Annotated in this window: 22 protein-coding genes; 13 read left to right on the top strand and 9 right to left on the bottom strand. The window is 73.4% G+C overall.

The features are described 5' to 3' along the window. The first annotated feature begins 89 nt into the window (after positions 1-89). A complete protein-coding gene (locus D7I47_RS02755) occupies positions 90-920 on the top strand; it encodes an aldo/keto reductase (RefSeq protein WP_120761627.1) in 831 nt (276 codons plus the stop codon). An 81-nt stretch (positions 921-1,001) separates the two neighbouring features. Here D7I47_RS02755 and D7I47_RS02750 read toward each other — a convergent pair whose 3' ends face one another. Next, positions 1,002-1,739, bottom strand: a complete 738-nt coding sequence (locus D7I47_RS02750; protein ID WP_227000801.1) for an MBL fold metallo-hydrolase — start codon at positions 1,737-1,739, stop codon at positions 1,002-1,004. 35 nt (positions 1,740-1,774) lie between these two features. Here D7I47_RS02750 and D7I47_RS02745 point away from each other — a divergent pair, with 35 nt between their 5' ends. Further along, entirely contained in the window at positions 1,775-3,619 is a 1,845-nt protein-coding gene (locus tag D7I47_RS02745; RefSeq protein ID WP_120761625.1) for a thioredoxin domain-containing protein, read from the top strand. A 12-nt stretch (positions 3,620-3,631) separates the two neighbouring features. Here D7I47_RS02745 and D7I47_RS02740 read toward each other — a convergent pair whose 3' ends face one another. Next, entirely contained in the window at positions 3,632-4,507 is an 876-nt protein-coding gene (locus D7I47_RS02740) for a sulfurtransferase (RefSeq protein ID WP_120761624.1), read from the bottom strand. Positions 4,508-4,724: 217 nt separating this feature from the next. Here D7I47_RS02740 and D7I47_RS02735 point away from each other — a divergent pair, with 217 nt between their 5' ends. Further along, entirely contained in the window at positions 4,725-5,681 is a 957-nt protein-coding gene (locus tag D7I47_RS02735; RefSeq protein ID WP_157981613.1) for a hypothetical protein, read from the top strand. Next, positions 5,681-6,190 carry a hypothetical protein gene (locus D7I47_RS02730; RefSeq protein ID WP_120761622.1) on the top strand — a complete coding sequence of 170 codons (510 nt, stop codon included), beginning with the start codon at positions 5,681-5,683 and terminating at the stop codon, positions 6,188-6,190. The genes D7I47_RS02735 and D7I47_RS02730 overlap by 1 nt, the downstream gene beginning before the upstream one ends. A gap of 9 nt (positions 6,191-6,199) precedes the next feature. On the opposite strand, the gene D7I47_RS02725 is transcribed toward D7I47_RS02730, so the two are convergent. The 5 genes from D7I47_RS02725 to D7I47_RS02705 all read right to left on the bottom strand — a co-directional run bounded on the left by D7I47_RS02725 (position 6,200) and on the right by D7I47_RS02705 (position 12,116). Then, positions 6,200-6,784, bottom strand: a complete 585-nt coding sequence (locus D7I47_RS02725) for a CoA-binding protein (protein ID WP_120761621.1) — start codon at positions 6,782-6,784, stop codon at positions 6,200-6,202. A gap of 4 nt (positions 6,785-6,788) precedes the next feature. Beyond that, complete coding sequence (locus D7I47_RS02720; RefSeq protein ID WP_120761620.1) at positions 6,789-8,120, bottom strand: O-acetylhomoserine aminocarboxypropyltransferase/cysteine synthase family protein; 1,332 nt, start codon at positions 8,118-8,120, stop codon at positions 6,789-6,791. A 4-nt stretch (positions 8,121-8,124) separates the two neighbouring features. Next, positions 8,125-9,153: a D-alanine--D-alanine ligase family protein gene (locus D7I47_RS02715; protein ID WP_120761619.1), complete on the bottom strand. Its 1,029-nt coding sequence runs from the start codon at positions 9,151-9,153 to the stop codon at positions 8,125-8,127. Further along, positions 9,150-10,247 carry an alanine racemase gene (gene alr / locus D7I47_RS02710; protein ID WP_120761618.1) on the bottom strand — a complete coding sequence of 366 codons (1,098 nt, stop codon included), beginning with the start codon at positions 10,245-10,247 and terminating at the stop codon, positions 9,150-9,152. The genes D7I47_RS02715 and alr overlap by 4 nt, the downstream gene beginning before the upstream one ends. A gap of 219 nt (positions 10,248-10,466) precedes the next feature. Continuing rightward, positions 10,467-12,116, bottom strand: coding sequence for a dolichyl-phosphate-mannose--protein mannosyltransferase (locus D7I47_RS02705; RefSeq protein ID WP_120761617.1), 1,650 nt, complete (start codon positions 12,114-12,116; stop codon positions 10,467-10,469). Positions 12,117-12,176: 60 nt separating this feature from the next. On the opposite strand from D7I47_RS02705, the gene D7I47_RS02700 reads away from it, so the two are divergent. Both D7I47_RS02700 and rsmI read left to right on the top strand, forming a co-directional pair. Then, positions 12,177-12,704 carry a hypothetical protein gene (locus D7I47_RS02700; protein WP_120761616.1) on the top strand — a complete coding sequence of 176 codons (528 nt, stop codon included), beginning with the start codon at positions 12,177-12,179 and terminating at the stop codon, positions 12,702-12,704. 4 nt (positions 12,705-12,708) lie between these two features. Beyond that, a complete protein-coding gene (rsmI, locus tag D7I47_RS02695) occupies positions 12,709-13,521 on the top strand; it encodes a 16S rRNA (cytidine(1402)-2'-O)-methyltransferase (RefSeq protein WP_120761615.1) in 813 nt (270 codons plus the stop codon). Positions 13,522-13,560: 39 nt separating this feature from the next. Here the strand turns inward: rsmI and D7I47_RS02690 are convergent, their stop codons facing one another. Then, a complete protein-coding gene (locus D7I47_RS02690) occupies positions 13,561-14,001 on the bottom strand; it encodes a hypothetical protein (protein ID WP_120761614.1) in 441 nt (146 codons plus the stop codon). A 67-nt stretch (positions 14,002-14,068) separates the two neighbouring features. Between D7I47_RS02690 and metG the strand changes: the two genes are divergently transcribed. The 6 genes from metG (at position 14,069) to D7I47_RS02660 (ending at position 20,648) form a co-directional block, all read left to right on the top strand. Further along, positions 14,069-15,667 (top strand): methionine--tRNA ligase, encoded by a 1,599-nt coding sequence (gene metG / locus D7I47_RS02685; protein WP_120761613.1) that lies wholly within the window; start codon positions 14,069-14,071, stop codon positions 15,665-15,667. Next, positions 15,664-16,587, top strand: a complete 924-nt coding sequence (locus D7I47_RS02680; protein WP_120761612.1) for a TatD family hydrolase — start codon at positions 15,664-15,666, stop codon at positions 16,585-16,587. Before metG ends, D7I47_RS02680 begins: the two co-directional genes overlap by 4 nt. Next, complete coding sequence (gene rsmA / locus D7I47_RS02675; RefSeq protein WP_120761611.1) at positions 16,584-17,444, top strand: 16S rRNA (adenine(1518)-N(6)/adenine(1519)-N(6))-dimethyltransferase RsmA; 861 nt, start codon at positions 16,584-16,586, stop codon at positions 17,442-17,444. The genes D7I47_RS02680 and rsmA overlap by 4 nt, the downstream gene beginning before the upstream one ends. A 9-nt stretch (positions 17,445-17,453) precedes the next feature. After that, positions 17,454-18,386: a 4-(cytidine 5'-diphospho)-2-C-methyl-D-erythritol kinase gene (locus D7I47_RS02670; protein WP_120761610.1), complete on the top strand. Its 933-nt coding sequence runs from the start codon at positions 17,454-17,456 to the stop codon at positions 18,384-18,386. Positions 18,387-18,645: 259 nt separating this feature from the next. Beyond that, positions 18,646-19,005, top strand: coding sequence for an ArsR/SmtB family transcription factor (locus tag D7I47_RS02665; RefSeq protein ID WP_120761609.1), 360 nt, complete (start codon positions 18,646-18,648; stop codon positions 19,003-19,005). Beyond that, on the top strand, positions 19,002-20,648 hold the full coding sequence (locus tag D7I47_RS02660; RefSeq protein ID WP_120761608.1) for a SulP family inorganic anion transporter: 1,647 nt from the start codon (positions 19,002-19,004) through the stop codon (positions 20,646-20,648). The genes D7I47_RS02665 and D7I47_RS02660 overlap by 4 nt, the downstream gene beginning before the upstream one ends. Positions 20,649-20,653: 5 nt before the next feature. On the opposite strand, the gene D7I47_RS02655 is transcribed toward D7I47_RS02660, so the two are convergent. Continuing rightward, positions 20,654-20,941, bottom strand: a complete 288-nt coding sequence (locus tag D7I47_RS02655) for a hypothetical protein (RefSeq protein ID WP_120761607.1) — start codon at positions 20,939-20,941, stop codon at positions 20,654-20,656. Between the two features lie 88 nt (positions 20,942-21,029). On the opposite strand from D7I47_RS02655, the gene D7I47_RS02650 reads away from it, so the two are divergent. Continuing rightward, positions 21,030-22,817 (top strand): ABC-F family ATP-binding cassette domain-containing protein, encoded by a 1,788-nt coding sequence (locus tag D7I47_RS02650; RefSeq protein WP_120761606.1) that lies wholly within the window; start codon positions 21,030-21,032, stop codon positions 22,815-22,817. Positions 22,818-22,826: the final 9 nt, after the last annotated feature.

Raw genomic sequence — 22,826 nt, 5'->3', positions numbered from 1 at the left:
CGAAACTTCGGACGATCTTCGGCCCGTGTCACGAACCCCCGGCCTTTCCGCCCCGGCGCGGGGCGCCGCCACGGTGTCAGGATGGGGGCATGACGGTTCCCCTCCTCACGCTCAACGACGGCCACAGCATCCCCCAGCTCGGATTCGGGGTGTTCAAGGTCGACCCCGACGAGACGGAGCGGATCGTCACCGACGCGCTCGAGGTCGGGTACCGGCACATCGACACGGCCGCCGTCTACGGCAACGAGCTCGGCGTGGGGCGTGCGATCGCGGCGTCCGGCATCCCGCGCGAGGAGCTGTTCGTGACGACCAAGCTGTGGAACTCCGACCAGGGCACGCAGTCGGCGGTCGACGCCATGGACCTCAGCCTCGAGAAGCTCGGCCTCGACCACGTCGACCTGTACCTCATCCACTGGCCGCGCCCCGACCTCGGCCGCTACGTCGAGTCGTGGCTGACGCTGGAGCAGCTCCGCGCCGACGGCAAGACGCGCTCGATCGGCGTCTCGAACTTCCACCGCCCGCACCTCGAGCGCATCATCGCCGAGTCGGGCACCGTGCCGGCGGTCGACCAGGTGGAGCTGCATCCGGCGTTCCAGCAGCGCGAGCTGCGCGCGTTCTCCGAGCCCCTCGGCATCCGCACGGAGGCGTGGGGGCCGCTCGGCCAGGGCAAGTACGACCTCTTCGGCGAGCAGGCGGTGCAGAATGCGGCGGCCGCGCACGGCGTGAGCCCCGCGCAGGTGGTCATCCGCTGGCACCTGCAGCGCGGCATCATCGTGTTCCCGAAGTCGAACTCGCGCGAGCGGATGGCCGCCAACTTCGACGTCTTCGGCTTCGAGCTGACCGACCCCGAGCTCGCCGCGATCGACGCCCTCGACCGCGGCCAGCGCGTCGGCGCCGACCCCGACACCGCCACCTTCTGACGTCCGTCCCCCCTCCGCGAAAGTACGCACTTTTGGGCCGTTCGGGCCCGATTTCACCCCAAAAGTACGTACTTTCGGGGACTAGAGCGGGATGGCTGTGCGCTCGCCACGGGGGGTGGGAACGAGGAGTTCGGCGAGGCCCGCGTCGGTGAAGGCCTTCTCGAGGTCGGCGCGGCTCTCGGAGAAGTGGGCCCAGTCCTCGACGTGCAGGCCGACGACGCGGCGGGCGCCCAGGATGCGCGCCGCCTGTACCGCGCGTGCGGCGGTGAGGGTGAGCGCGACCGGCACGGGCGCGACGCGCGCGGCCCCCGCGAAGAGGAACGCCACCCCGACCGGGCCCACGCGCTTCGCCGCGGCGCGCACGAGCGCGAGGGAGGAGTTGTCTCCCGAGACGTAGACGGTCGGCTCGCCGGGTGCGCTCAGCAGGAAGCTCGTGACCGGCCCGACGAGCGGCCGCAGCGGCCGCGGTCCGTGCCGCCCCGGCAGCGCCGTCACCGTCACCTCGCCGAGCGCGTGCGTCTGCCAGGGCCGCATCCCCACGACGGGCCCGCCGAGCGCCGCCTGCGCCTCGGGCGTCGACAGCACCAGCGGTGCCCGCAGCGCCAGCTCGCGCCCCGCGTCGTCGAGGTTGTCGGCGTGCCCGTGGTGCGAGACGAGCACGACGTCGACCGGCTCGATGGCGGATGCGGGGAGCCCCGGCCCCGCCGTCTTCCGCAGCCCGGCCCGCGGGTAGTGCCGCGGCTCGTCGAACGTCGGGTCGAGCAGCACCCGCAGCCCCGCGTACTCGACGAGCGCCGTCGGGCCCCCGATGTACGTCACGGCTAACGGCGCGGGCGTCGGCATAGGGTGAGCCTATGGGGAAGCGCCTCGCATCCGCGATCAGTCCCTACCTGCTCTCGCACGCGGGCAACCCGGTCGACTGGTGGCCGTGGGGCGAGGAGGCCTTCGCCGAGGCCGCCCGCCGTGACGTGCCGGTCATGGTCTCGATCGGCTACGCCACCTGCCACTGGTGCCATGTGATGGCGCGCGAGTCGTTCTCCGACCCCGAGCTCGCCGCCTACCTCGACGAGCACCTCGTGGCGATCAAGGTGGACCGCGAGGAGCATCCGGAGGTCGACGCCGCCTTCCTCGCCGCGGCGAGCGCCTTCACACCGCAGCTCGGCTGGCCGCTCACCGTGTTCGCCACCCCCGAGGGTCGGGTGTTCTTCGCCGGCACCTACTTCCCGCCGCGCGCGGCGCACGGGGTGCCGTCGTTCCGGCAGGTGCTCGAGGCGATCGTGGAGGCGTGGACGCTGCGCCGCGCGGAGGTGGAGGCGACGGGCGCCGCGGTCGCCGAGGCGCTCGCCGCCCGGCCCGAGGAGGCGCTCGCCGCGCTGCCCGGCGAGCACGCGCTCTCCGCATCCGTCGCCGAGCTCGCGAGCTTCGAGGACCCGCAGTACGGCGGCTTCGGCGCCGACGCGAAGTTCCCGAACGCGCCCGTCATCGCCTTCCTCGCGGAGCGCGGGCGACGCGGCGACGCCGGGGCGGACGCCTTCGGCCGCCGCCTCTACGACGCCGCCCAGGCGCTGCGCGACCCCGTCGAGGGCGGCTTCTTCCGCTACGCCGTGCGCCGCGACTGGACCGAACCCCACTACGAGCGCATGCTCTCCGACAACGCCCAGCTGCTCGACCTCGCGACGGGCTTCGGCGACGAGGGCACCGCGGATGCCGTGGCCGGCTTCCTGCTCGAGGTGCTGCGCCTGCCGAACGGCGCCTTCGCCTCCGCCCAGGACTCGGAGAGCCTCGTCGACGGCGAGCGCGTCGAGGGCGGCTACTACGCGCTCGACGCCGCGGCGCGCGCGACGCAGCCGCGGCCGGCCGTCGACGCGAAGGTGCTCGCGGGCCTCGACGGCATGGCGATCGGCGCGCTCGCGGATGCCGGGGTGCGTTTCGCCCGCCCCGCCTGGATCGAGGCGGCGGCGCGGGCCGCGGATGCCGTGCTCGCCGCCCAGCTCGCGGCGACCTCCGACGGTCCCCGGCTGCGGCGGGCGGGCCGCGGCGAGCGGGTCTCGGACGCCTCCGCGACCCTCGAGGACTACGGCGGCCTCGCGGGCGGCCTGCTGCGGCTCGCGCTCGCGGCGGGGGAGCCCGCCTACGCGGTGACGGCCCGCGAGCTGCTCGACGCCTGCCTCGATGACGGCGAGGTGCGCGCCCCCGGCGGCGGCGACCCGGTGCTCGCGGCGCGCGGCATCCAGGTCGATGCCGACCAGAGCGAGGGCGCGACGCCCTCGGGTGCCGCGCTTCTCGCGGATGCCGCCCGCGGCATGTTCGAGTTGACGGGCGACGACCGCTACGCCGCCGCCGCGGAGCGCGCGATCGCGCCGCTGCTCGGCCCGGCGCTCGAGCGGCCGATCGCCTTCGGCGCGACCCTCGCGGTGGCGGCCCGGCTTGCGGCGCCCCCGGAGGAGCTCGTCGTGGTGCTGCCCGACGACGCGGGCGTGGACGGTCCGCTCGCCGATGCGGCCCGCGGTTGGGCGGCGCCCGGCCGCACCCTCGCGATCCTGCCGCAGCGCGCCGCCGAGGCGTTCGCGGCGGCGGGCTTCGGTCTGTTCGCCGATCGCACACCGGTCGCGGGCGCGGCCACCGCCTACCTGTGCGAGGGCTTCAGCTGCCGACTGCCCACGGGAGACCCGGCGGCCCTCGCCGCCCAGCTCGCCTGAGCCGGCCCCCGCTCAGTCCGCGGTCACGAGCGGCGCATCCGGGTCGGCCGCCCACTCGTTGAGCGAGCCGTCGTACACCGCCACCGCGCGCTCGCCGAGCAGGGTGAGCGCGAAGGCCGCCGAGGTCGCGGCGATGCCCCCGCCGCAGTAGGTGATGATCTGCGGCGCGCCGAGCGCGGGGGCGAGCCGCGCGCGCAGCCCCTCGGCATCCAGCAGCGCGTTCGTCTCGCGGTCGACGAGGAACCCGGCCGGCGCCGAGCTCGACCCCGGGATGTGGCCCGCGCGCACCCGGGTGACGGCCTCGCCGCTGAACTCCTTCGGCGGCGTCGAGCACACGAGCGCCGCCTCGCGCTCGCCCCGCACCACGGCCTCCACGTCCTGCTTCGACACCCAGAGCTCGGGGCGCTCGGATGCCGTGAACTCCGCCGGGGTCGGCTCGATGTGGCCGCGGCCGAGCTCGCGACCCTCGGCCCGCCACTTGGCGAGGCCGCCGTCGAGCACCGCGACGTCGTCGTAGCCGAAGGCGCGGAACAGCCACCACAGCCGCGAGGCCCACTGGCCGACCGCGGTGTCGTACGCGACGACGGTCGTGCCCGGGCCGACGCCGAGCGCGCCGGCCGCCGCCGCGAAGCGCTCCGCATCCGGTCGCGTGAAGGGGTAGTCGCCCTCCGGGTCGGAGAACTCCTCGATGAGGTCGGCGAACACGGCGCCCGGCACGTGGCCCTCGAGCAGGTACTGCTCGTGCCCGCTCAGGTAGCCGCTGCGCCCGTCGGGGCGCGTGAACGCGGCGACGGAGGCGTCGACGACGAGCAGCCCCTCGGTGCCGAGGTGGTCGGCCAGCCACTGCGTCGAGACGAGCTGGCTCGTGAGCACGGGTGTGTCGGTCATGCCAGCACGCTAGCCCCGCGCGGTGTCCGCTTCGTGACGGAATGCAACACACGGTAACGCTGCCGTGGCATCCGGTCGGATTCCCCATTGCCGACGACGGGGTACACGAGGCACACTGAGGGGGTACAAACCGGAGGTGACCCGAAAACCTCCGCACCCGTCTCAACAGCAGACGTCACGGTGAACCCGCCGCGACGCCACGAGCGGAGTGTGGAAGATGACGGCGTTCATCGGGCACCCACCCTTCGGCCGGGCTGCCCACGCCCGGCACCGGATGCCGCGCCCCGCGCCGGTCGTCGCGCCGAAGGTCCACGGGCACGCCGCACGCGCGCTCGTCCTCGGTGCCGCTGTCGCGGTGGCGGTGGGCGGTTTCGGTGCGGCGGATGCCGGGGCCGATCGCCTCGAGCCGGTCGCCTTCACGACGCCCGCCGCGCCCGCCGTCGCCACGGCGTCCACGGCATCCGACCCCGTCGCCGCCCTGCGCGAGGCGACCGAGGCGGCCCGCACCGCCCACGCCGCCGCGGCCGGGCACGTGCTCGACGAGTCCGCGCGGGAGGCGCTCGCCGCCGACATCGCCGCCGCGGAGGCGGGGGCCGAGCGGGTGCGGCTGCTCGCCGCGCTGGGCGGCGGGGTCGAGGGCGCCTCCGACGGCGGCTCGGCCGCGCTCGTCGAGCGCCTCGGCCAGGGGGTCGAGCGGCTCGACGCGGCCGTCGCCGCGTGGGAGGCCGAGCAGGCGAGGCTCGCCGCCGAGGCGGCGGCCCGCGCCGCGCAGCTTGCGGCGCAGCAGGCGGCCGGACGCACCGTCGCCGCGGGCACCGGCCGGGTGCAGGCGATCGGCCCGTACGTCGAGAGCATCTGGACGACGGGCGGCCAGGCGGAGGTCGACGCGTGCCGCGGCTCGGTGAACTTCGCGAACATCGCCGCCTACCTGGGCGGCGCCTTCTACGCGGCCGAGCACTGGTCGTGCGGCGGGCGCGCCTGGTCGGGCCTCGGCACGGGCGCGCGCGTCGACATCCCCGGCTATGGCAGCTTCCAGGTGGCGGGCCGCGTCGGCGGACTCGCCTACGGCAGCGACGCATCCGCGGTGCCGGCCGGCTACGACGGCTACTACCAGACGTGCGTCGGCGGCTCCGCCTCCAACATGACGGTGTGGCTGCTCACCCGGGTGGGTTGATGTCGCGCCGCGCCGCCGCCCCCGTGCTGCTGCTCGCCGCCCTCGCACTCGGCGGATGCGTCGTGCTGCCGCCGATCGTGCCCGAACAGGGGTCGACGCTCGAGCCCGGCGAGACGCTCGCGCCCGAGGCGCCCGGCGGATGCGACGGCGAGCTCGTGATCGACCAGCCGGGCGATCACGTCATCGGCGACTGCGACACCCTCACGGTGCAGGGGCAGGACATCGAGGTGGTGGCCGGCGATGTCGGCGCCCTCGTCGTGCGCGGCGACGGCCTCGAGGTGACGGCCGCCTCGCTCGGCACGCTGTCGATCGAGGGCCAGGACAACGACGTCGAGTCGGGCCTCATCGGCGCCGTGACGATCGCGGGCGACCGCAACGAGGTGACGAGCTCGGCCGGCATCGGCTCGCTCGTCTTCGACGGAAACGACAACGAGGTGTCGGCGGGCGGCCGCCTCGGCTCGGTGACCGACAACGGCGCACGCAACGAGGTCAGCGCCCCCGCGCTGTGACCTCGCGCCTCAGCGGATCGTCTTGCGCGAGGTGATCTGCCCGGTGTCGAAGCCGAGCAGGTGCAGCCCGCCGTTGAAGCGCGCGTGCTCCACCTTGATGCAGCGGTCCATCACCACGGTGAGGCCCTTCGACTCGCCGTAGTAGGCGGCCTCCTCGTTCCAGATGCCGAGCTGCACCCAGATCGTCTTCGCGCCGATCGCGACGACGTCGTCGATGACGGAGGGGATGTCGCTGCCGCGGCGGAAGACATCCACGATGTCGGGCACCACGGGCAGATCGGCGAGCGACTTGTACACGGGCTGCCCGAGGATCTCGGTCGCGTTCGGGTTCACGAAGTACAGGTCGTAGTCGCTCGACTGCTGCAGGTAGGTGGCGACGAAGTACGAGGAGCGCGCCGGGTTCGGCGAGGCGCCCACGATGGCGACCGACTTCGCGCGGCGCAGGATGCCGAGGCGCTCCTGGGCGCTCGGACCGGTCCAGGTGCGCTTGCTGCGCAGCAGCTTCGCGAGCGGGGAGTCGGCGGGGATCGAGCAGGAGAGGCCGTTCTGCAGGTTGACGGTCTCGAGCTCGGGGGCTTCGGCGACAGCGGACATGGCCCTATTCTCCCCTCACCGCGGCGCTCAGCGCTTGGTCGAGGTCGTAGAGGATGTCGTCGACGTCCTCGATGCCGACCGAGATGCGCACGAGGCCGGGCAGCACGCCCGCGTCGAGCAGCTGCTGCTCGGTGAGCTGCGCGTGCGTCGTGGAGGCGGGGTGGATGACGAGGGTCTTCGCGTCGCCGATGTTGGCGAGGTGGCTCGCCAGGTTCACCGACTCGATGAAGGTCTGCCCGACGCTGCGCGAGTCGCGCGAGGCGGAACCCTTCACGCCGAAGCTGAACACCGATCCGGGTCCCTTCGGGAAGTAGCGCTTCGCCCGCTCGAAGTGCGGATGCGTGGGCAGGCCCGCCCAGTTGACGAACTCGATGCGGTCGTCGGCGGCCAGGAACTCGGCCACGGCGCGGGCGTTGTCGACGTGCGCCTGCATGCGGAAGGGCAGCGTCTCGACGCCCTGCGCGAGCAGCCACGCCGAGTGCGGGGCGAGCACGGGGCCGATGTCGCGCAGCTGCTCGGCGCGCAGACGCGTGAGGAAGGCGTACTCGCCGAAGTTGCCGTGCCAGTTGAGGCCGCCGTAGTGGGGCACCTCCTGATCGAACAGCGGGAAGCGCTCGTTCGCCCAGTGGAAGCGGCCCGACTCGACGACGACACCGCCGAGGGTGGTGCCGTGCCCGCCGAGGAACTTGGTGGCCGAGTGGATGACGACGTCCGCGCCCCACTCGATCGGCCGGTTGAGGTAGGGGGTGGCGACGGTCGAGTCGACGATGAGCGGCAGGTGGTGCGCGTGCGCCACCTCGGCGAGGCCCTCGAGGTCGGCGATGTCGCCGGAGGGGTTCGTGATCGACTCGACGAAGATGAGCTTCGTCTTCTCGGTGATGGCGGCCGCGTAGTCGGCCGGGTCGGTGCCGGTGACGAAGGTGGTGTCGACGCCGAAGCGGCGCAGCGTCACGTCGAGCTGGGTGACCGAGCCGCCGTAGAGGCTCGAGGCGGCGACGATGTGGTCGCCCGCGCCCGCGAGCGAGGCGAAGGTGATGAACTCGGCGCCGAGGCCGGAGGAGGTGGCGACCGCCCCGAGCCCGCCCTCGAGCGAGGCGATCCGCTCCTCGAAGGAGGCGACGGTGGGGTTCGCGACGCGGGAGTAGATGTTGCCGTACTTCTGCAGCGCGAAGCGGGCGGCGGCATCCGCGGTGTCGTCGAAGACGAAGGCGCTCGTCTGGTAGATCGGCAGGGCGCGGGATCCGTGCACGCCGTCGGGGATGTTGCCCGCGTGGATGGCGCGGGTGCGGAAGCCCCAGGCGTGGTCCGGGGTGGGGGCGACGTCGCTGTTCGGCATCCGTTCAGGCTACCGGCGCGGGCGAAGTGTTGCGGTCTGTTGCAACCCCCAGCCGGCGTCGGATGCGGTGCGGCTCGGCCGTCGCGAGGGCCGTCTCGACGAGCTGCTCGACGAGTTCGGGGTAGCCGATGCCGGCGGCTGCGGCCATGCGCGGCACCTGCGAGCGCGGGGTGAAGCCGGGGAAGGTGTTCAGCTCGTTGAGCAACAGCCCGGCATCCGTGGCGAAGAAGTCGACCCGGGCGAGCCCGCGGGCCCCGACGGCGCGGAACACGGCGAGCGCGGCGCCCTCCAGCTCGGCGAGCAGTGCCGGCGGCACGGGCGCCGGCACCCGGAAGTCGGGCTCGCGCGCGTACTTCGCCTCGGCGTCGAAGATGCCGCCCTCCGGCACCACGATCTCGAGCGGCGGCAGGCAGCGCAGCGACCCGTCGGCGTGCTCGATGACGGCCACGTCGATCTCCCGGCCGCGCACGAAGCGCTCCACGAGCACGGCGGTGTCGAAGGCGAGCGCCGTCTGCACCGCGGCGGCCAGCCCGCCCGCTTCCCGCACGACCGTGACCCCGTGGCTCGAGCCCGCCCGGTCCGGCTTCACGACGAGCGGCGGCTTGAGCCCCGCCAGGCGCGGGTCGCGGGCGTCGTGCACGAGGATTCCGTCGGCGCTCGCGACGCCCACCGCGGCGGCGACCGCCTTGGTGGCGTGCTTGCTCATCGCGACGGCGCCCGCGACGACCCCCGAACCGACGTAGGGCACCCCCACGAGGTCGAGCAGGGCGGCGAGCGTGCCGTCCTCCCCGCGCGGGCCGTGCAGGGCAGGCACCACCACATCCGCCCGCTCGAGCACCGCCACGGCGCCCGCGAGGTCGCCCGGCAGCGGGCCCTCCGGCCCCGTCCAGGTGCCGTCGGGGCGGATGCCGAGCCGCACCACGTCGAAACGCTCCGGGTCGAGGGCGTCGGCGATGCCGGCGGCGGAGGCGAGCGACACCTCGTGCTCGCTCGAGGTGCCGCCGCCGATCACGACCACCCGCGGCGCGGTCACGCGGCCGCCTCCACATGCACGCGCGGACCCACCCGGGTGACGAGCTCGTGCTCGATCGTGCCCGCCCAGCCGGCCCACTCGGCGAGCGTCGGCTCGCCCGCATCCCCCGGACCGAACACGGTCACCTCCTCGCCCGCCTGCACCGGCATGCCGCCCACGTCGAGCACGAGCTGGTCCATCGAGACGGCGCCCGCGATCGGCACGCGGCGTCCGCGCACGAGCACCCGCGCATCCGGCGACAGGGCGCGCGGGATGCCGTCCGCGTAGCCGAGCGGCACGAGCGCGAGCCGCGTCGCCTCCCGCGTCAGGTAGCCGGCGCCGTAGCCGACCGGGGTGCCGGCGCGCACCTCGCGCACCGTGGTGACGTGGGTCGTGAGGGTCATGGCGCCGCGGAGCGTCGTCGTGCGCGAGGGGTCGATGCCGTAGAGGCCCGCACCCACCCGCACGAGGTCGAAGTGGGTGCTCGGGTCGGTGAGGGTCGCCGCCGTCGCCGCGAGGTGCACGAAGCGGGGGGTGAGGCCGCGGCTGCGGGCGGTGCGGGCGGCCGCATCCGTGAGCAGCCGCTGCCGCACGGTGAGCGGATGCCCCGGCTCGTCGGCGCGCGCCAGGTGGCTCATGATGCCGACCACCCGCACGGTGCCCTCGCGCTCGTACTCGCGGGCGAGCGCGCACATCGTGCGCCAGTCGGATGCCGGGGCGCCGTCGCGAGACATCCCGGTGTCGAGGTGCAGGTGCACGGATGCCCGGGCTCCCAGCCGCCGCGCCTCGGAGGCGATGCGCGCCAGGTGCGCGAGGCTCGGGGCCGCCAGCTCGATGCGGTGCCGCAGTGCCGACACGATGTCGGCGTCGACCGGGTTCAGCCAGCTGAGGATGGGCGCCTCGACGCCGGCCCAGCGCAGCGGCAGCGCCTCCTCGATGCTCGTCACGCCGAGGCGCGTCGCCCCCGCCTCGAGCGCCAGCAGGGCGGCGCGGCCGTGGCCGAAGCCGTCGGCCTTCACGACCGCCATCACCTCCGCGCGCGTCGACGCGGCGATGCGGCGGGTGTTCTCGACGATCGCCCGCCCGTCGATCCGCAGCGTGGTGGGGGAGTGCATGCCGCCACGCTACGGACGCGCCCCGCGGGCGGGCGTCCGTCGCCGGGATGACGGCAGCGTGCCGCGAGGATGAATGTCGGGGCGCGGTGAGCGGATGCGCTGAGGTGCGGCCTGCGGCCGCGCTGTGTTTCCCCGCTGGTTGAGTGCCGCGCGAAGGCGGTGTATCGAAACCACGACGGACGCCCCTCGACGGGGCGCCCGTCGTCGGTGAGGTCCCCTCTAGATCCAGGAGTGCAGCCAGTAGTGGCTGAAGATGAACGCGATCGGCAGGCGCATCGCGGTCCACATGGGCAGGAAGTACGCCGACACGATGACGACGAGCCCGAGGTACACGCCCACGGTGGCGAGTCCGGCGGTGCGGCGGGGCTCCGCATCCGTCGCGCGCCCCGCGATGGCGGCGAGGGCGGCGGTGAGCGCGAGGATCATGAACGGCTCGAAGGCGATCGTGTAGAACTGGAACACCGTGCGGTTCAGGTACAGCAGCCACGGCAGGTAGCCCGCGGCCATGCCGGTCAGGATGAACGCATCCGTCGCGACGGGACGCCGCGCGAGCAGCCCCCGCACCACGCGCACGACGAGGAACACGACGGCCGCGGTGGCGCCCCACCAGATGAGCGGGTTGGCGATGTCGAGGATCGCCTGCGCCGTGCCGTCGTCGAACGACTGGTAGTGCATGCTCGTCGGGCGGGTGAGGAACAGCCAGGTGAGCGGATTCGCCTGGTAGGTGTGCGGGGTCGTGAGGCCCACGTGGTAGTTCATGATCGACGTCTGGTAGTGCCACCAGTTCTGCAGGGTGTGCGGCACCCAGGCGAAGGCGCCCGTCCAGGCCTCGCCGCCGCTGTCCTCGAGCCAGTGGCGGTAGTAGCCGTCGTCGCTCGTGAACCAGCCGAGCCAGCTCGTCACGTACACGGCGAGGGCGAGCGGCACGAGCAGCAGCGCGTTGACGGGGGCCTGGCGCAGCAGGGTGCCGGTGCCCCAGAACTCGATGCCGGCGCGTTTGCGCAGGAAGGCATCCGACACGACCGTGTACAGCCCGAACACGGCGAGGAAGTAGAGGCCGTTCCATTTGACGCTCGTGGCGCAGCCGAAGGCGACCGCGGCGGCCAGCAGCCAGGGCCGCCACCACCACACGGGACCCCAGCCGCTGGGGCGGCCCGCGGCCGCGCGTGCGGCGACCCACGGTCCGATCCGGCGTTCCGCCCACCGCCGGTCGAGCAGCACGAACCAGGTGCCGAGCAGGGCGAAGAACGCGACCGCCCCGTCGAGCAACGAGACGCGGCTCATGACGATCGCGTTGCCGTCGATCGCGATGAGCCCGCCCGCGAGCACGGCGAGCGTCGTCGAACGGAACAGCGTCTTGCCGACGAGCATCACGAGCCCGACCAGCAGCACGCCGACGAGCGCGATGCCGAAGCGCCAGCCGAAGGCGCTGTCGGTGCCGAACAACGCCATCCCGGCGGCGATGATCCACTTGCCGAGCGGCGGATGCACGACGAAGGAGGGGTCGCTCGTGTACACGTCGGCATTGCCGGAGGTGAAGGAGTCGTTGGCACCGTCGGGCCACCGCGCCTCGTAGCCGAGGTGCGAGAGGGTGTAGGCGTCCTTCACGTAGTAGGTCTCGTCGAAGACGAGTTCGTGCGGGTGGTCGAGCGCCACGAGGCGCAGCGCCGCGGCGACGGCGAGCACGGCGGCGGGCGCGCCCCGGTCCCAGGCGCGGCGGATGCGGGGGTCGGCCATCCAGCGCTGCCAGCGCTCGTCGAGGCGCGAGCCGAGGGGCGCGGGGGCGCCCCGCCCGCCGCCCGCGGTCGGGAGGGCGACCGGGCCGCCGCCGCGGACGGCGCGCTCGAACTCCTCGGCGCGCGCATCCATGCCGGAATCGTAGCCGCGCCCTGCTGGGCGCCCGCCGCATCCGCCGGTACCGTCGTGCCCGTGACCGAGTTGCTCGAGACGCTCGCCGCGGAGGTGCGGCGGCTCTCGCCCCATCCGGTGGTCGTGAGGTGGATGCGACGGCCGCGCGATGACCGGCGGGTGCCCGTCGTGATCGACTCGTTCTCGCGTGACGGTGTCGGTACCGTCTCCGGGACCGAGCTGCTCGTGGATCCGGTGCTCGCGGAGGCGCCGGAGGGCACCGCGCTGTACCTGGCGGCCCAGGCGGGAGCCAGGTGGGGCTCGACGGAACCGTACCCGTGGCCGCCGCGGTCGGGGCAGGCCGCCATCCGTCGGCTGCTCGCCACGACGGGCGACCAGCCGTACCGCGGTACCTCGCGCCAGACCTTCGGCCCGCTCTCGTGGGACCGCCTCACCCGCACCGCGGCCGGGCGGCGGCTCACCCCCGAGATGGCGGAATGGCTCGACGCCGTCGAGGACACGGGTGTGTACCCGAGCTGGCGTGGCCGGCTGCTCGTGCAGGAGCACGAACACGAGGTGTGGCCGGAGGCGCCCGGCGCGGCAGGATGAGGGGGTGATCATCCTCGCGGCGACGCCCATCGGCAACCTCGGTGACGCGTCGCGGCGGCTCGTGGAGGCGCTCGAGAACGCGGAGGTGATCGCCGCCGAGGACACCCGCACGACCGTGCAGCTGCTGCGCGCGCTCGGGGTCGAGAACCGTCCGCGGCTCGTCGCGCTGCACGAGCACAACGAGTCCGCCCGCGCGGCCGAACTCGTCGAGCTCGCCCGCGACGGCGACGTGCTCGTGCTCTCGGATGCCGGCATGCCGACCGTCTCGGATCCCGGCTTCCCGCTCGTCGCGGCCGCGGCGGATGCGGGGGTCACGGTGACCGCGATCCCCGGCCCCTCGGCGGTGCTGACGGCGCTCGCGGTGTCGGGGCTGCCCACCGACCGGTTCTGCTTCGAGGGCTTCCTGCCGCGCAAGGGCCGCCTCGCCGCCCTGCGGGCGCTCACCGCCGAGTCGCGCACCCTCGTGTTCTTCGAGTCGCCGCACCGGGTGGCGGATGCGCTCGCCGACCTGGCCGCCGCGTTCGGTCCCGAGCGCCGGGCGGCCGTCTGCCGCGAGCTCACCAAGCTGCACGAGGAGGTGGCCCGCGGCACCCTCGCCGAGCTCGCCGAGCGCTTCGCCGACGGCACCCGCGGCGAGCTCGTGCTCGTCGTCGCGGGTGCCGCGCCCGCCACGGCCTCCTTCGACGACGCGCTCGCGCAGGTGCGCGCCCTCACGGCATCCGGCACCCGACTCAAGGACGCGACCGCCGAGGTCGCCGAGGCCACCGGCCTCAGCCGCCGCGAACTCTACGAGGCCGCCCTCAGGAACCCCCGCTGATCGGGTGCCGCGCGGAGCGCGGTGTATCGAGATCCGCGATCAGCCACCGAGCGCCGCGCGGAACGCCGCCGCCTCCGGCCCCGGAACCTCATCCTCGAGCGAGCCGAGGAACACCGCCACGAGCCGCCCCGCCGCGCCGCCGTCGAGCGCCGTGCGGAAGGTGTCGCGCCACATCCACAGGTTCGGATGCGGGATGTCGCACGCCTCGGCCGGCTCGAGTCGCTCGATGATCTGGTCGAGCTGGGTGCGCGAGACCTCGAGCACGCACGAGCCGCGCCGGTAGCCGAGCACCCACGCCGCGACGACGCCCGGCAGCACATGCTCGGCGCGGTTCGCCACGGGGAAGTGCTCCGGGCGCGGCTCCTCGCCGAGCGGCACGAAGCCGATGCCGTGCGCCTCCGGCTGCGCCCAGCCGTTCAGCGACTCCGCGATGCGGGTGCGTGCCGCGATGATCTCGTCGAGGGTGGCCCAGCGTTCCATCCCGGCAGGGTACCGGGTGCCATCCGCCCGCCGTCACGGAACGGGACGCGCAACTAGACTCGTGCGCATGCCATCCGGCGAGAGCTTCTTCATCACGACGCCCATCTTCTACGTCAACGACGTGCCCCACATCGGCCACGCGTACACGGAGGTGGCGGCCGACGTGCTCGCCCGCTGGCACCGTCAGGCGGGCGACGACACCTGGCTGCTCACCGGCACCGACGAGCACGGCCAGAAGATCCTGCGCACCGCCGCCGCGAACGGCGTCGAGCCGAAGCAGTGGGCCGACCAGCTCGTCGAGTCGGCGTGGAAGCCGCTGCTCGAGACGATCGACATCGCCAACGACGACTTCATCCGCACCACCGACAGGCGCCACGAGGATGCCGTGGCCGTCTTCCTGCAGAAGCTGTACGACGACGGATTCATCTACGCGGGCGAGTACGAGGGCTACTACTGCGTCGGCTGCGAGGAGTACAAGCAGCTCGACGACCTCGAGACGGCGACCGAGGGCGAGTACGCCGGCCAGCTCGTGTGCCGCATCCACTCGCGCCCGGTCGAGATCCTGCGCGAGAAGAACTACTTCTTCAAGATGAGCCAGTTCGAGGATGCGCTGCTCGACCTCTACGAGACGCAGCCCGACTTCATCCAGCCGGAGAGCGTGCGCAACGAGATCGTGCAGTTCGTGCGGCAGGGGCTCGCCGACCTGTCGATCTCGCGGTCGAGCTTCGACTGGGGCATCAAGGTGCCGTGGGATCCGAGCCACGTCGTCTACGTGTGGTTCGACGCGCTGCTGAACTACGTCACCGCGGTCGGCTACGGCACCGACGAGGCCGAGTTCGCGCGTCGCTGGCCCGCCTACCACCTGGTCGGCAAGGACATCGCCCGCTTCCACGCCGTCATCTGGCCCGCCATGCTCATGGCGGCCGGGCTGCCCGTGCCGCACAAGGTGTTCGGCCACGGCTGGCTGCTGGTCGGCGGCGAGAAGATGTCGAAGTCGAAGCTCACCGGCATCGCCCCGAACCAGATCACCGACACCTTCGGGTCGGACGCGTTCCGCTACTACTTCCTGCGCGCCATCACCTTCGGGCAGGACGGCTCGTTCAGCTGGGAGGACCTCTCCGCCCGCTACCAGGCCGAGCTCGCCAACGGTTTCGGAAACCTCGCCTCCCGCGTCGTCGCGATGGTCGCCCGCTACCGCGGCGGCGTGCTGCCGGCGCCGGGGGAGTACGCGGATGCCGACCTCGACATCCAGAACACGACCGCGCGGGCGGTCGCGGCGGCGGATGCGGCGATCGAGTCGTTCGCGATCAACGAGGCGATCGCATCCGTGTGGACGGTCGTCGACGCGCTGAACGGCTACATCACCGAGCAGGAGCCGTGGGTGCTCGCCAAGGACGAGGCGCAGGCGTCGCGGCTCGACACCGTGCTGTACACGGCGAGCGAGGGCCTGCGTGCGCTCGCGGTGCTGCTGAGCCCCGTGCTCCCGAAGGCGACCGAGAAGCTGTGGGCCGCCCTCGGGGCGGAGCCGACCCTCGGTGCGCTGACGGCGCAGCCGCTGCGCGAGGCGGGCACCTGGGGGCAGCTGCCGGCCGGGTCGACCGTGTCGGCCCTCGAGGCGCTGTTCCCGCGCATCGAGGAGCCGGGCGCCGACGCGGGAGCCGCGTGACCGACGCGTTCCTGCGCGCGAGGGAGGCTCCGGACGGGCCGCCCCGGGACTACCCGCCCCTGCCGGAGGCGCTCGTCGTGCCGGTGTACGACAACCACACGCACCTCGAGGTCGCCGACTCCGGCGAGCCGCTCGACTACCGCGAGCACCTCGACCGCGCCTCCGCGGTGGGGGTGAAGGGGGTCGTGCAGGTGGGCACCGACCTCGCGACCTCGCGCTGGAGCGCCGAGGTGGCATCCCGCGAGCCGCGCGTGCTCGCGGCGGTCGCCATCCACCCCAACGACGCGCCCGAGCTGGTGGCCGCCGGGCTGCTCGACGAGCACCTGGCCGGCATCGACGAGCTCGCGGCGCGACCGCGCGTGCGGGCGGTGGGGGAGACGGGGCTCGACTTCTTCCGCACCGAGGGCGATGCCGGGATCGACGCGCAGTACTGCTCGTTCGAGGCGCACATCGACATCGCGAAGCGGCACGGGCTGGCGCTGCAGATCCACGACCGGGATGCGCACCGCGAGATCGTCGAGACGCTCGACCGGGTGGGGGCGCCCGAGCGCGTCGTGTTCCACTGCTTCTCGGGCGACGCGGCCCTCGCGCAGCTGGTCGCGGACCGCGGTTGGTACCTCTCCTTCGCGGGCACGGTGACGTTCAAGAACGCCCCCGCGCTGCGTGAGGCGCTCGAGGTGATCCCGCGCTCGCGCATCCTCATCGAGACGGACGCGCCGTACCTGACCCCGACCCCGTTCCGCGGGCGGCCCAACGCCCCGTACCTCATCCCGCACACCCTGCGCGCGATGGCGGCGCACCTCGGCACGGATGCGTCGATGCTGGCCGCGCAGATCGCCTCCAACACCGAGCTCGTCTACGGCCACTGGGACGACGAGCCCGTCGACGCCCCGCCCGGCCCCTTCGAGCCCTCCGCATGAGCGCGCTTCTCGGGCCGGCCGAGATCCGGGACCTGGCGGAGCAGCTCGAGCTGCAGCCCACCAAGAAGCTCGGGCAGAACTTCGTCGTCGACGGCAACACGGTGCGCAAGATCGTGCGCGCCTCCGGCATCGAGGCGGGCGCCCACGTCGTGGAGGTCGGGCCGGGCCTCGGCTCGCTCACGCTCGGCCTGCTCGAGGCGGGCGCCCGCGTGACGGCGATCGAGATCGACCACCGGCTCGCGGATCAGCTGCCCCGCACGGTCGAGGCGATGCAGCCGGGCGCCCCGCTCCAGGTGGTCGACGCCGACGCGCTGCGCGTCGAGGGCGTCGCGGGCGAGCCCACCGCCCTCGTCGCCAACCTGCCGTACAACGTCTCGGTGCCGGTGCTGCTGCACCTGCTGCACGTCGTGCCGAGCCTCGAACGCGCGCTCGTCATGGTGCAGGCGGAGGTCGGCCACCGGCTCGCCGCCGACCCCGGCTCGCGGGTCTACGGCTCGCCGAGCGTCAAGGCCGCCTGGTACGGCGTGTGGTCGATCGCCGGCACCATCAGCCGTCAGGTGTTCTGGCCGGTGCCGAACGTCGACTCGGTGCTCGTCGGCTTCCGCCGTGCCGCCGAGCTGCCGGGGACGGATGCCGAGCGCCTCGCCACCTTCGCCCTCGTGGATGCCGCCTTCGGCCAGCGCCGCAAGATGCTGCGCCAGTCGCTCGCCGACCGCCTCGGCGGCTCGGCCGCCGCATCCGCCGTGCTCGAGGCGGCGGGGGTGGACCCGACGGCGCGCGGCGAGCAGCTGACGGTGGCCGACTTCCTGCGGGTCGCGCGGGCCGCGGGTCGAAGCGAGCCCTCGACGACCCCCTAGGGTGGAGGAATGACCACCTCCGGGCGCGCATCGGTGCACGTCAAGGCGCCGGGGAAGATCAACGTCTTCCTCAAGGTGGGGGCCCTCGACGACGAGCAGTACCACGACGTCGCGATCGCCTACCAGGCGGTGTCGCTCTACGAGGACGTCCGGGTCTCCGACGCCCCCGACTTCTCGGTCGAGGTGAACGGGTCCGTCGAGCTGTCGCGGGTGCCGCTCGACGGCTCCAACATCGCCATCCGCGCGGCGCGGCTGCTCGCGGCCCGCACGGGCTACACGGGCGGCGCCCACATCGAGATCGAGAAGCACGTGCCCGTGACGGGCGGCATGGGCGGCGGTTCGGCGGATGCCGCGGCCACCCTGCTCGCGTGCGACGCGCTGTGGGGCACCGAGCTGCCACGCGAGGAGCTGCTCGACCTCGCCCGAAAGCTCGGCGCGGATGTGCCGTTCGCGTTCACGGGCGGCACGGCGATCGGCACCGGCCGCGGCGACGAACTGTCGCCCGCGCTCGCGAAGGGCACCTTCCACTGGGTGCTCGCGCTCGCCGAGTTCGGGCTCTCGACGCCCGCCGTGTACCGCGAGCTCGACGAGCACCGCACCCGCCACGCACAGGACATCTACCCTGCCGACCCGCGTCCGAGCGTCGAGGCGAACGTGCTGCAGGCGCTGCGTGCGGGCGACGCCCACATGCTCGCCGACGCGATGCACAACGACCTGCAGGCGCCCGCCCTGCACCTGGAGCCCTCGCTCGCCGACGTGCTCGAACTGGGCGAGCAGAACGGCGCGCTCGCCGGCATCGTCTCCGGTTCCGGGCCCACGGTCGCCTTCCTCACCTCGGATGTCGACTCGGCACTCGAGCTGCAGGTCGCCCTCTCGGCGGCCCGCCTCAACGTCGTGCGCGCCACCGGGCCCGTGCACGGCGCGCGCATCGTGGGGGACTGACGCGGCGGACCCCCGACCGCGCTCTCGCGGCGGCCCATCCGGGCGTCCCCGCCCATCCGGCGGATTCCGTAACTCAGGAGCCGACGCGGAATCCGCATCCGCGCGCCGCCCTTTCGCGCGAAGTTCCTGAGTTGCGAAACCGCGCGGATTCCGCAACTCAGGAAGAACCGGTGGGGTGGGGGATGCCGGGGCGGGAAAGCGGATGATGTCCTGAGTTGCGGAAAAGGCAGGTGGCGTCTGGCGATATGATGACTTCATCATGCCGATAAGTCAGACGCAGCGCCCGCTGTACGAGGTGAAGGCGGGCCTGTTCAAGGGGCTCGCGCACCCGTTCCGCATCCGCCTGCTCGAGCTGCTCGCCGACGGCGATGAGCACAGTGTGGCCAAGCTGCAGGAGGCCACCGGCCTCGAGGCCTCGCACCTCTCCCAGCACCTCGCCGTGCTGCGCCGGCACCGCCTCGTGGTGTCGGAGCGCCGCGCGAGCCACGTGTACTACCGGATCGCGCATCCGGATGCCGCCGAGCTGCTCGCGGTCGCGCGCCGCCTGCTCGGCGCGATCGTCGCCGACGACGAGGCCCGCGCGGCCGACGTCGCCGCCCTGCCCGAGCTGCCCCGATGAGCGGGGTCGCGGCCGTGCGCCGCCTGCTGCCCGCGGCATCCGACTACCGCCCGCTGCGCCGCAGCTGGCGCGCCGACCTGCTCGCGGGGCTCACGGTGGGCATCGTGGCGCTGCCGCTCGCGCTCGGCTTCGGCATCTCCTCGGGTGCCGGGGCGGAGGCGGGGCTCATCACCGCGATCGTCGCGGGCGTCGTGGCGGCCGTGTTCGGCGGCTCGAACGTGCAGGTGTCGGGGCCGACGGGTGCGATGGTCGTGGTGCTCGCGCCGATCGTCGCGAGCCACGGCATCGGCGCGGTCGCGCTCGTGAGCCTCATGGCCGGCGTCGTGGTGCTCGTCGCGGGGGTGCTGCGGCTCGGGCGCGCGGTGTCGTTCATCCCCTGGCCGGTGATCGAGGGCTTCACCCTCGGCATCGCCGTCATCATCTTCCTGCAGCAGGTGCCCGCGCTCACCCGGGCGGATGCCGACGCCGCCGCCCACACGAACGTCGTCGTCACCGCGGTGACCGCGCTCGTGCATGCCGACCCGCTCTACCTGGCGTGGGCGCTCGGGGCGGTCGCGATCGTCGCGGCGTGCATGGTGCTGCTGCCGAAGCTGCACAAGGCGATCCCGGGCTCGCTCGTCGGCATCGCCGTCGTCACGCTGCTCGCGCTCTGGCTGCCGACGCCGCTCGCCGACATCGGCGAGCTGCCGCACTCGCTGCCGCCCCCGTCGCTGCCCGCGTTCGGCCTCGGCACCCTCGGCGCGCTCGCGCTGCCGGCGCTCACGGTCGCGGCGCTCGCGGCGATCGAGTCGCTGCTCTCGGCGCGGGTCGCGGCATCCCTCGCCGACACGGGCCCCTACGACCCCGACCGCGAACTCGTCGGCCAGGGCCTCGCCTCGGTCGCGGCCGGCCTCTTCGGCGGCATGCCCGCCACGGGCGCGATCGCCCGCACCGCCGTCAACGTGCGCTCCGGTGCGAAGACCCGGCTCGCCTCGGTGACCCACGCGATCGTGCTGCTGCTCGTGGTGCTCGTCGCGGCGCAGCCGGTGGGGCTCATCCCGCTCGCGGCGCTCTCGGGCGTGCTCATGGTGACGGCCGTGCGCATGGTGCACGCTGCGACCGTGCGCAGCATCCTGCGCTCGACGCGGGCGGATGCGGTGGCCTTCGTCATCACGGCGATCGTCACCATCTCGGTCGACCTCATCGTGGCGGTCGTCATCGGCATGCTCGTGGCGGGCGTGTTCGCGATCCGCAGCCTCTCGCGCGCCACCGGGGTCACGCGCGAGCCGATCCCCGGTGAGCCGGTGCCGGGCGACGAGCGCATCGCGATCATCCGCCTCGACGGGCCGCTGTTCTTCGCCGCCGCCGACCGGGTGTTCGACACGGTCACCTCGCTCGACGGGGTGTCGGTGGTGATCCTGCGGATGTCGCAGCTCGAGCTCGTGGACGCCACCGGCGCGCACGTGCTGAGCGAGATCGTGCAGCGGCTCGAGGCCCGCGGCATCACGGTGCTCATCAAGGGGGTGCGCGAGGGGCACGTCGAGCTGTTCCGCACGGTCGGGGTGCTGGGCGCCCTCCGCCACCACAAGCACCTCTTCACCGAGCTGCCCGCGGCCGTGGAGCACGCCCGCAGCCACATCGCCCGCGAGGCCTCCGCCGGCTGAGAGGCTCAGCGCTCGGTCTCGCCCCACACCTTGCGCGTGAGTGCGGCCACGTCGCGGTCGAGGTGCTCGATCTTCGTCTCGACGGCGTCGAACCGGGCGTTCATCTCGCCGCGCAGCCCGTTCATCTCACCGCGCAGCCCGTCGAATCGCCCGTTCATCTCGCCGCGCAGTCCGCCGATAGAGGCGGTGATCGTGCGCATGAGGAGCGTGGTGGTGAGCGTCATGCCGCCGAGCATCACGGCCGCGAAGACGCCGATGAGCGTCCAGATCTGCGGGTCGTTCACGGGCTGCACCCCCTCATTGTGCGTCGGATGCGTCGATCGTGCCAGACCCCGTCGCCGCGGGGGAGGAGCGGACGCGGTCGTCTAGCCTGGAGGCGACATGGCACACCTGCTCGGCGCCGAAGGCATCTCGCTCTCCTACCCCACCAAGGACGTCTTCGATGACGTGACGGTGGGCCTCGACGAGGGCGACCGCATCGGCGTCGTCGGCCGCAACGGCGACGGCAAGTCGACGCTGCTGCGCATCCTGGCGGGGCGCCAGCAGCCGGATGCCGGCCGCGTCACCGTGCGCGGCGGCACCCGCATCGGCATGCTCGACCAGGCCGACACGCTGCCCGAGGACGAGACCGTGCACCACGCGGTGGTCGGCGACCGCGCCGAGCACGAGTGGGCGGGCGACGCGAAGGTGCGCGACGTGATCCGGGGCCTGCTCGGCGGCATCCCCTTCGAGGCGCGCCTCGGCGAGCTCTCGGGGGGCCAGCGCCGCCGGGTGGCGCTCGCGGCGCTGCTCAGCCGCGACTGGGACGTCGTGTTCCTCGACGAGCCCACCAACCACCTCGACGTGGAGGGCGTGGCCTGGCTCGCCGAGCACCTGAAGCAGCGCTGGTCGAAGAACCAGGGCGGGCTCGTCGTGGTCACCCACGACAGGTGGTTCCTCGACGAGGTCTCCACCGACACCTGGGAGGTGCATGACGGCATCGTCGAGCCCTTCGAGGGGGGCTATGCGGCCTACGTGCTGCAGCGGGTGGAGCGCGACCGGATGGCGGCGGCCTCCGAGTCGAAGCGGCAGAACCTGATGCGCAAGGAGCTCGCCTGGCTGCGCCGCGGCGCCCCCGCCCGCACGAGCAAGCCGAAGTTCCGCATCGACGCCGCCAACCAGCTCATCGCCGACGTGCCGCCCGTGCGCGACCGGGTGTCGCTCGAGAGGCTCGCCACCTCGCGCCTCGGCAAGGACGTCGTCGACCTCGAGGACGTCTCGGTCGCCTTCGACGGCCGCGAGGTGCTGCACGACGTCACCTGGCGCATCGCCCCGGGCGAGCGCACCGGCATCCTGGGCGTCAACGGCGCCGGCAAGTCGACGCTGCTCGGGCTCGTCGCGGGCACCGTGGCGCCCGGCACCGGGCGGGTGAAGCGCGGCAAGACGGTGAAGCTCGCCGTGCTCGACCAGCGCCTCGCCGAGCTCGACGAGATCGCGGACGACCGGGTGGCGGATGTCGTGGGCCGGCAGCGCGCGAGCTACCGGGTGGGCGGGGGTGCCGAGCTCACGCCCGGTCAGCTGCTCGAGCGGCTCGGCTTCTCGAACGCGCAGCTCTCCACCCCCGTGAAGGACCTCTCGGGCGGCCAGAAGCGGCGACTGCAGCTGCTGCTCATCCTGCTCGACGAGCCGAACGTGCTCATCCTCGACGAGCCCACCAACGACCTCGACACCGACATGCTCGCCGCCATGGAGGACCTGCTCGACTCCTGGCCCGGCACCCTGCTCGTCGTCAGCCACGACCGCTACCTGCTCGAGCGCGTCACCGACCAGCAGTACGCGATCCTCGGCGGGCGGATGCGGCACCTCCCCGGCGGCGTGGACGAGTACCTGAAACTCTCCGCTGCCCCTCCCGCTGGTCGAGTAGCCGCCGAAGGCGGCGTATCGAGACCGCCCGCTGCCACGCTCTCCGGCGCCGAGCGCCGCACCCTCGAGAAGGAGCTCGCATCCGTCGATCGCCGCATGGGGAAGGTGGCGGATGCGATCACCGCGCAGCACGCCGCGTTCGCCGCCGCCGACCCGTCCGACTACGCCGGCCTGCAGCGCCTGCAGCAGGAGCTGGCGGCGTTCGACGCCGAGGCGGCGCAGCTCGAGGATCGCTGGCTCGAGCTGAGCGAGCTGCTCGAGGGCTGACGCGGCCCG

It is taken from the genome of Protaetiibacter intestinalis (assembly GCF_003627075.1).
Taxonomy (GTDB): Bacteria; Actinomycetota; Actinomycetes; order Actinomycetales; family Microbacteriaceae; genus Homoserinibacter; species Homoserinibacter intestinalis.
This window is presented reverse-complemented; position numbering and strand designations above follow the sequence as displayed.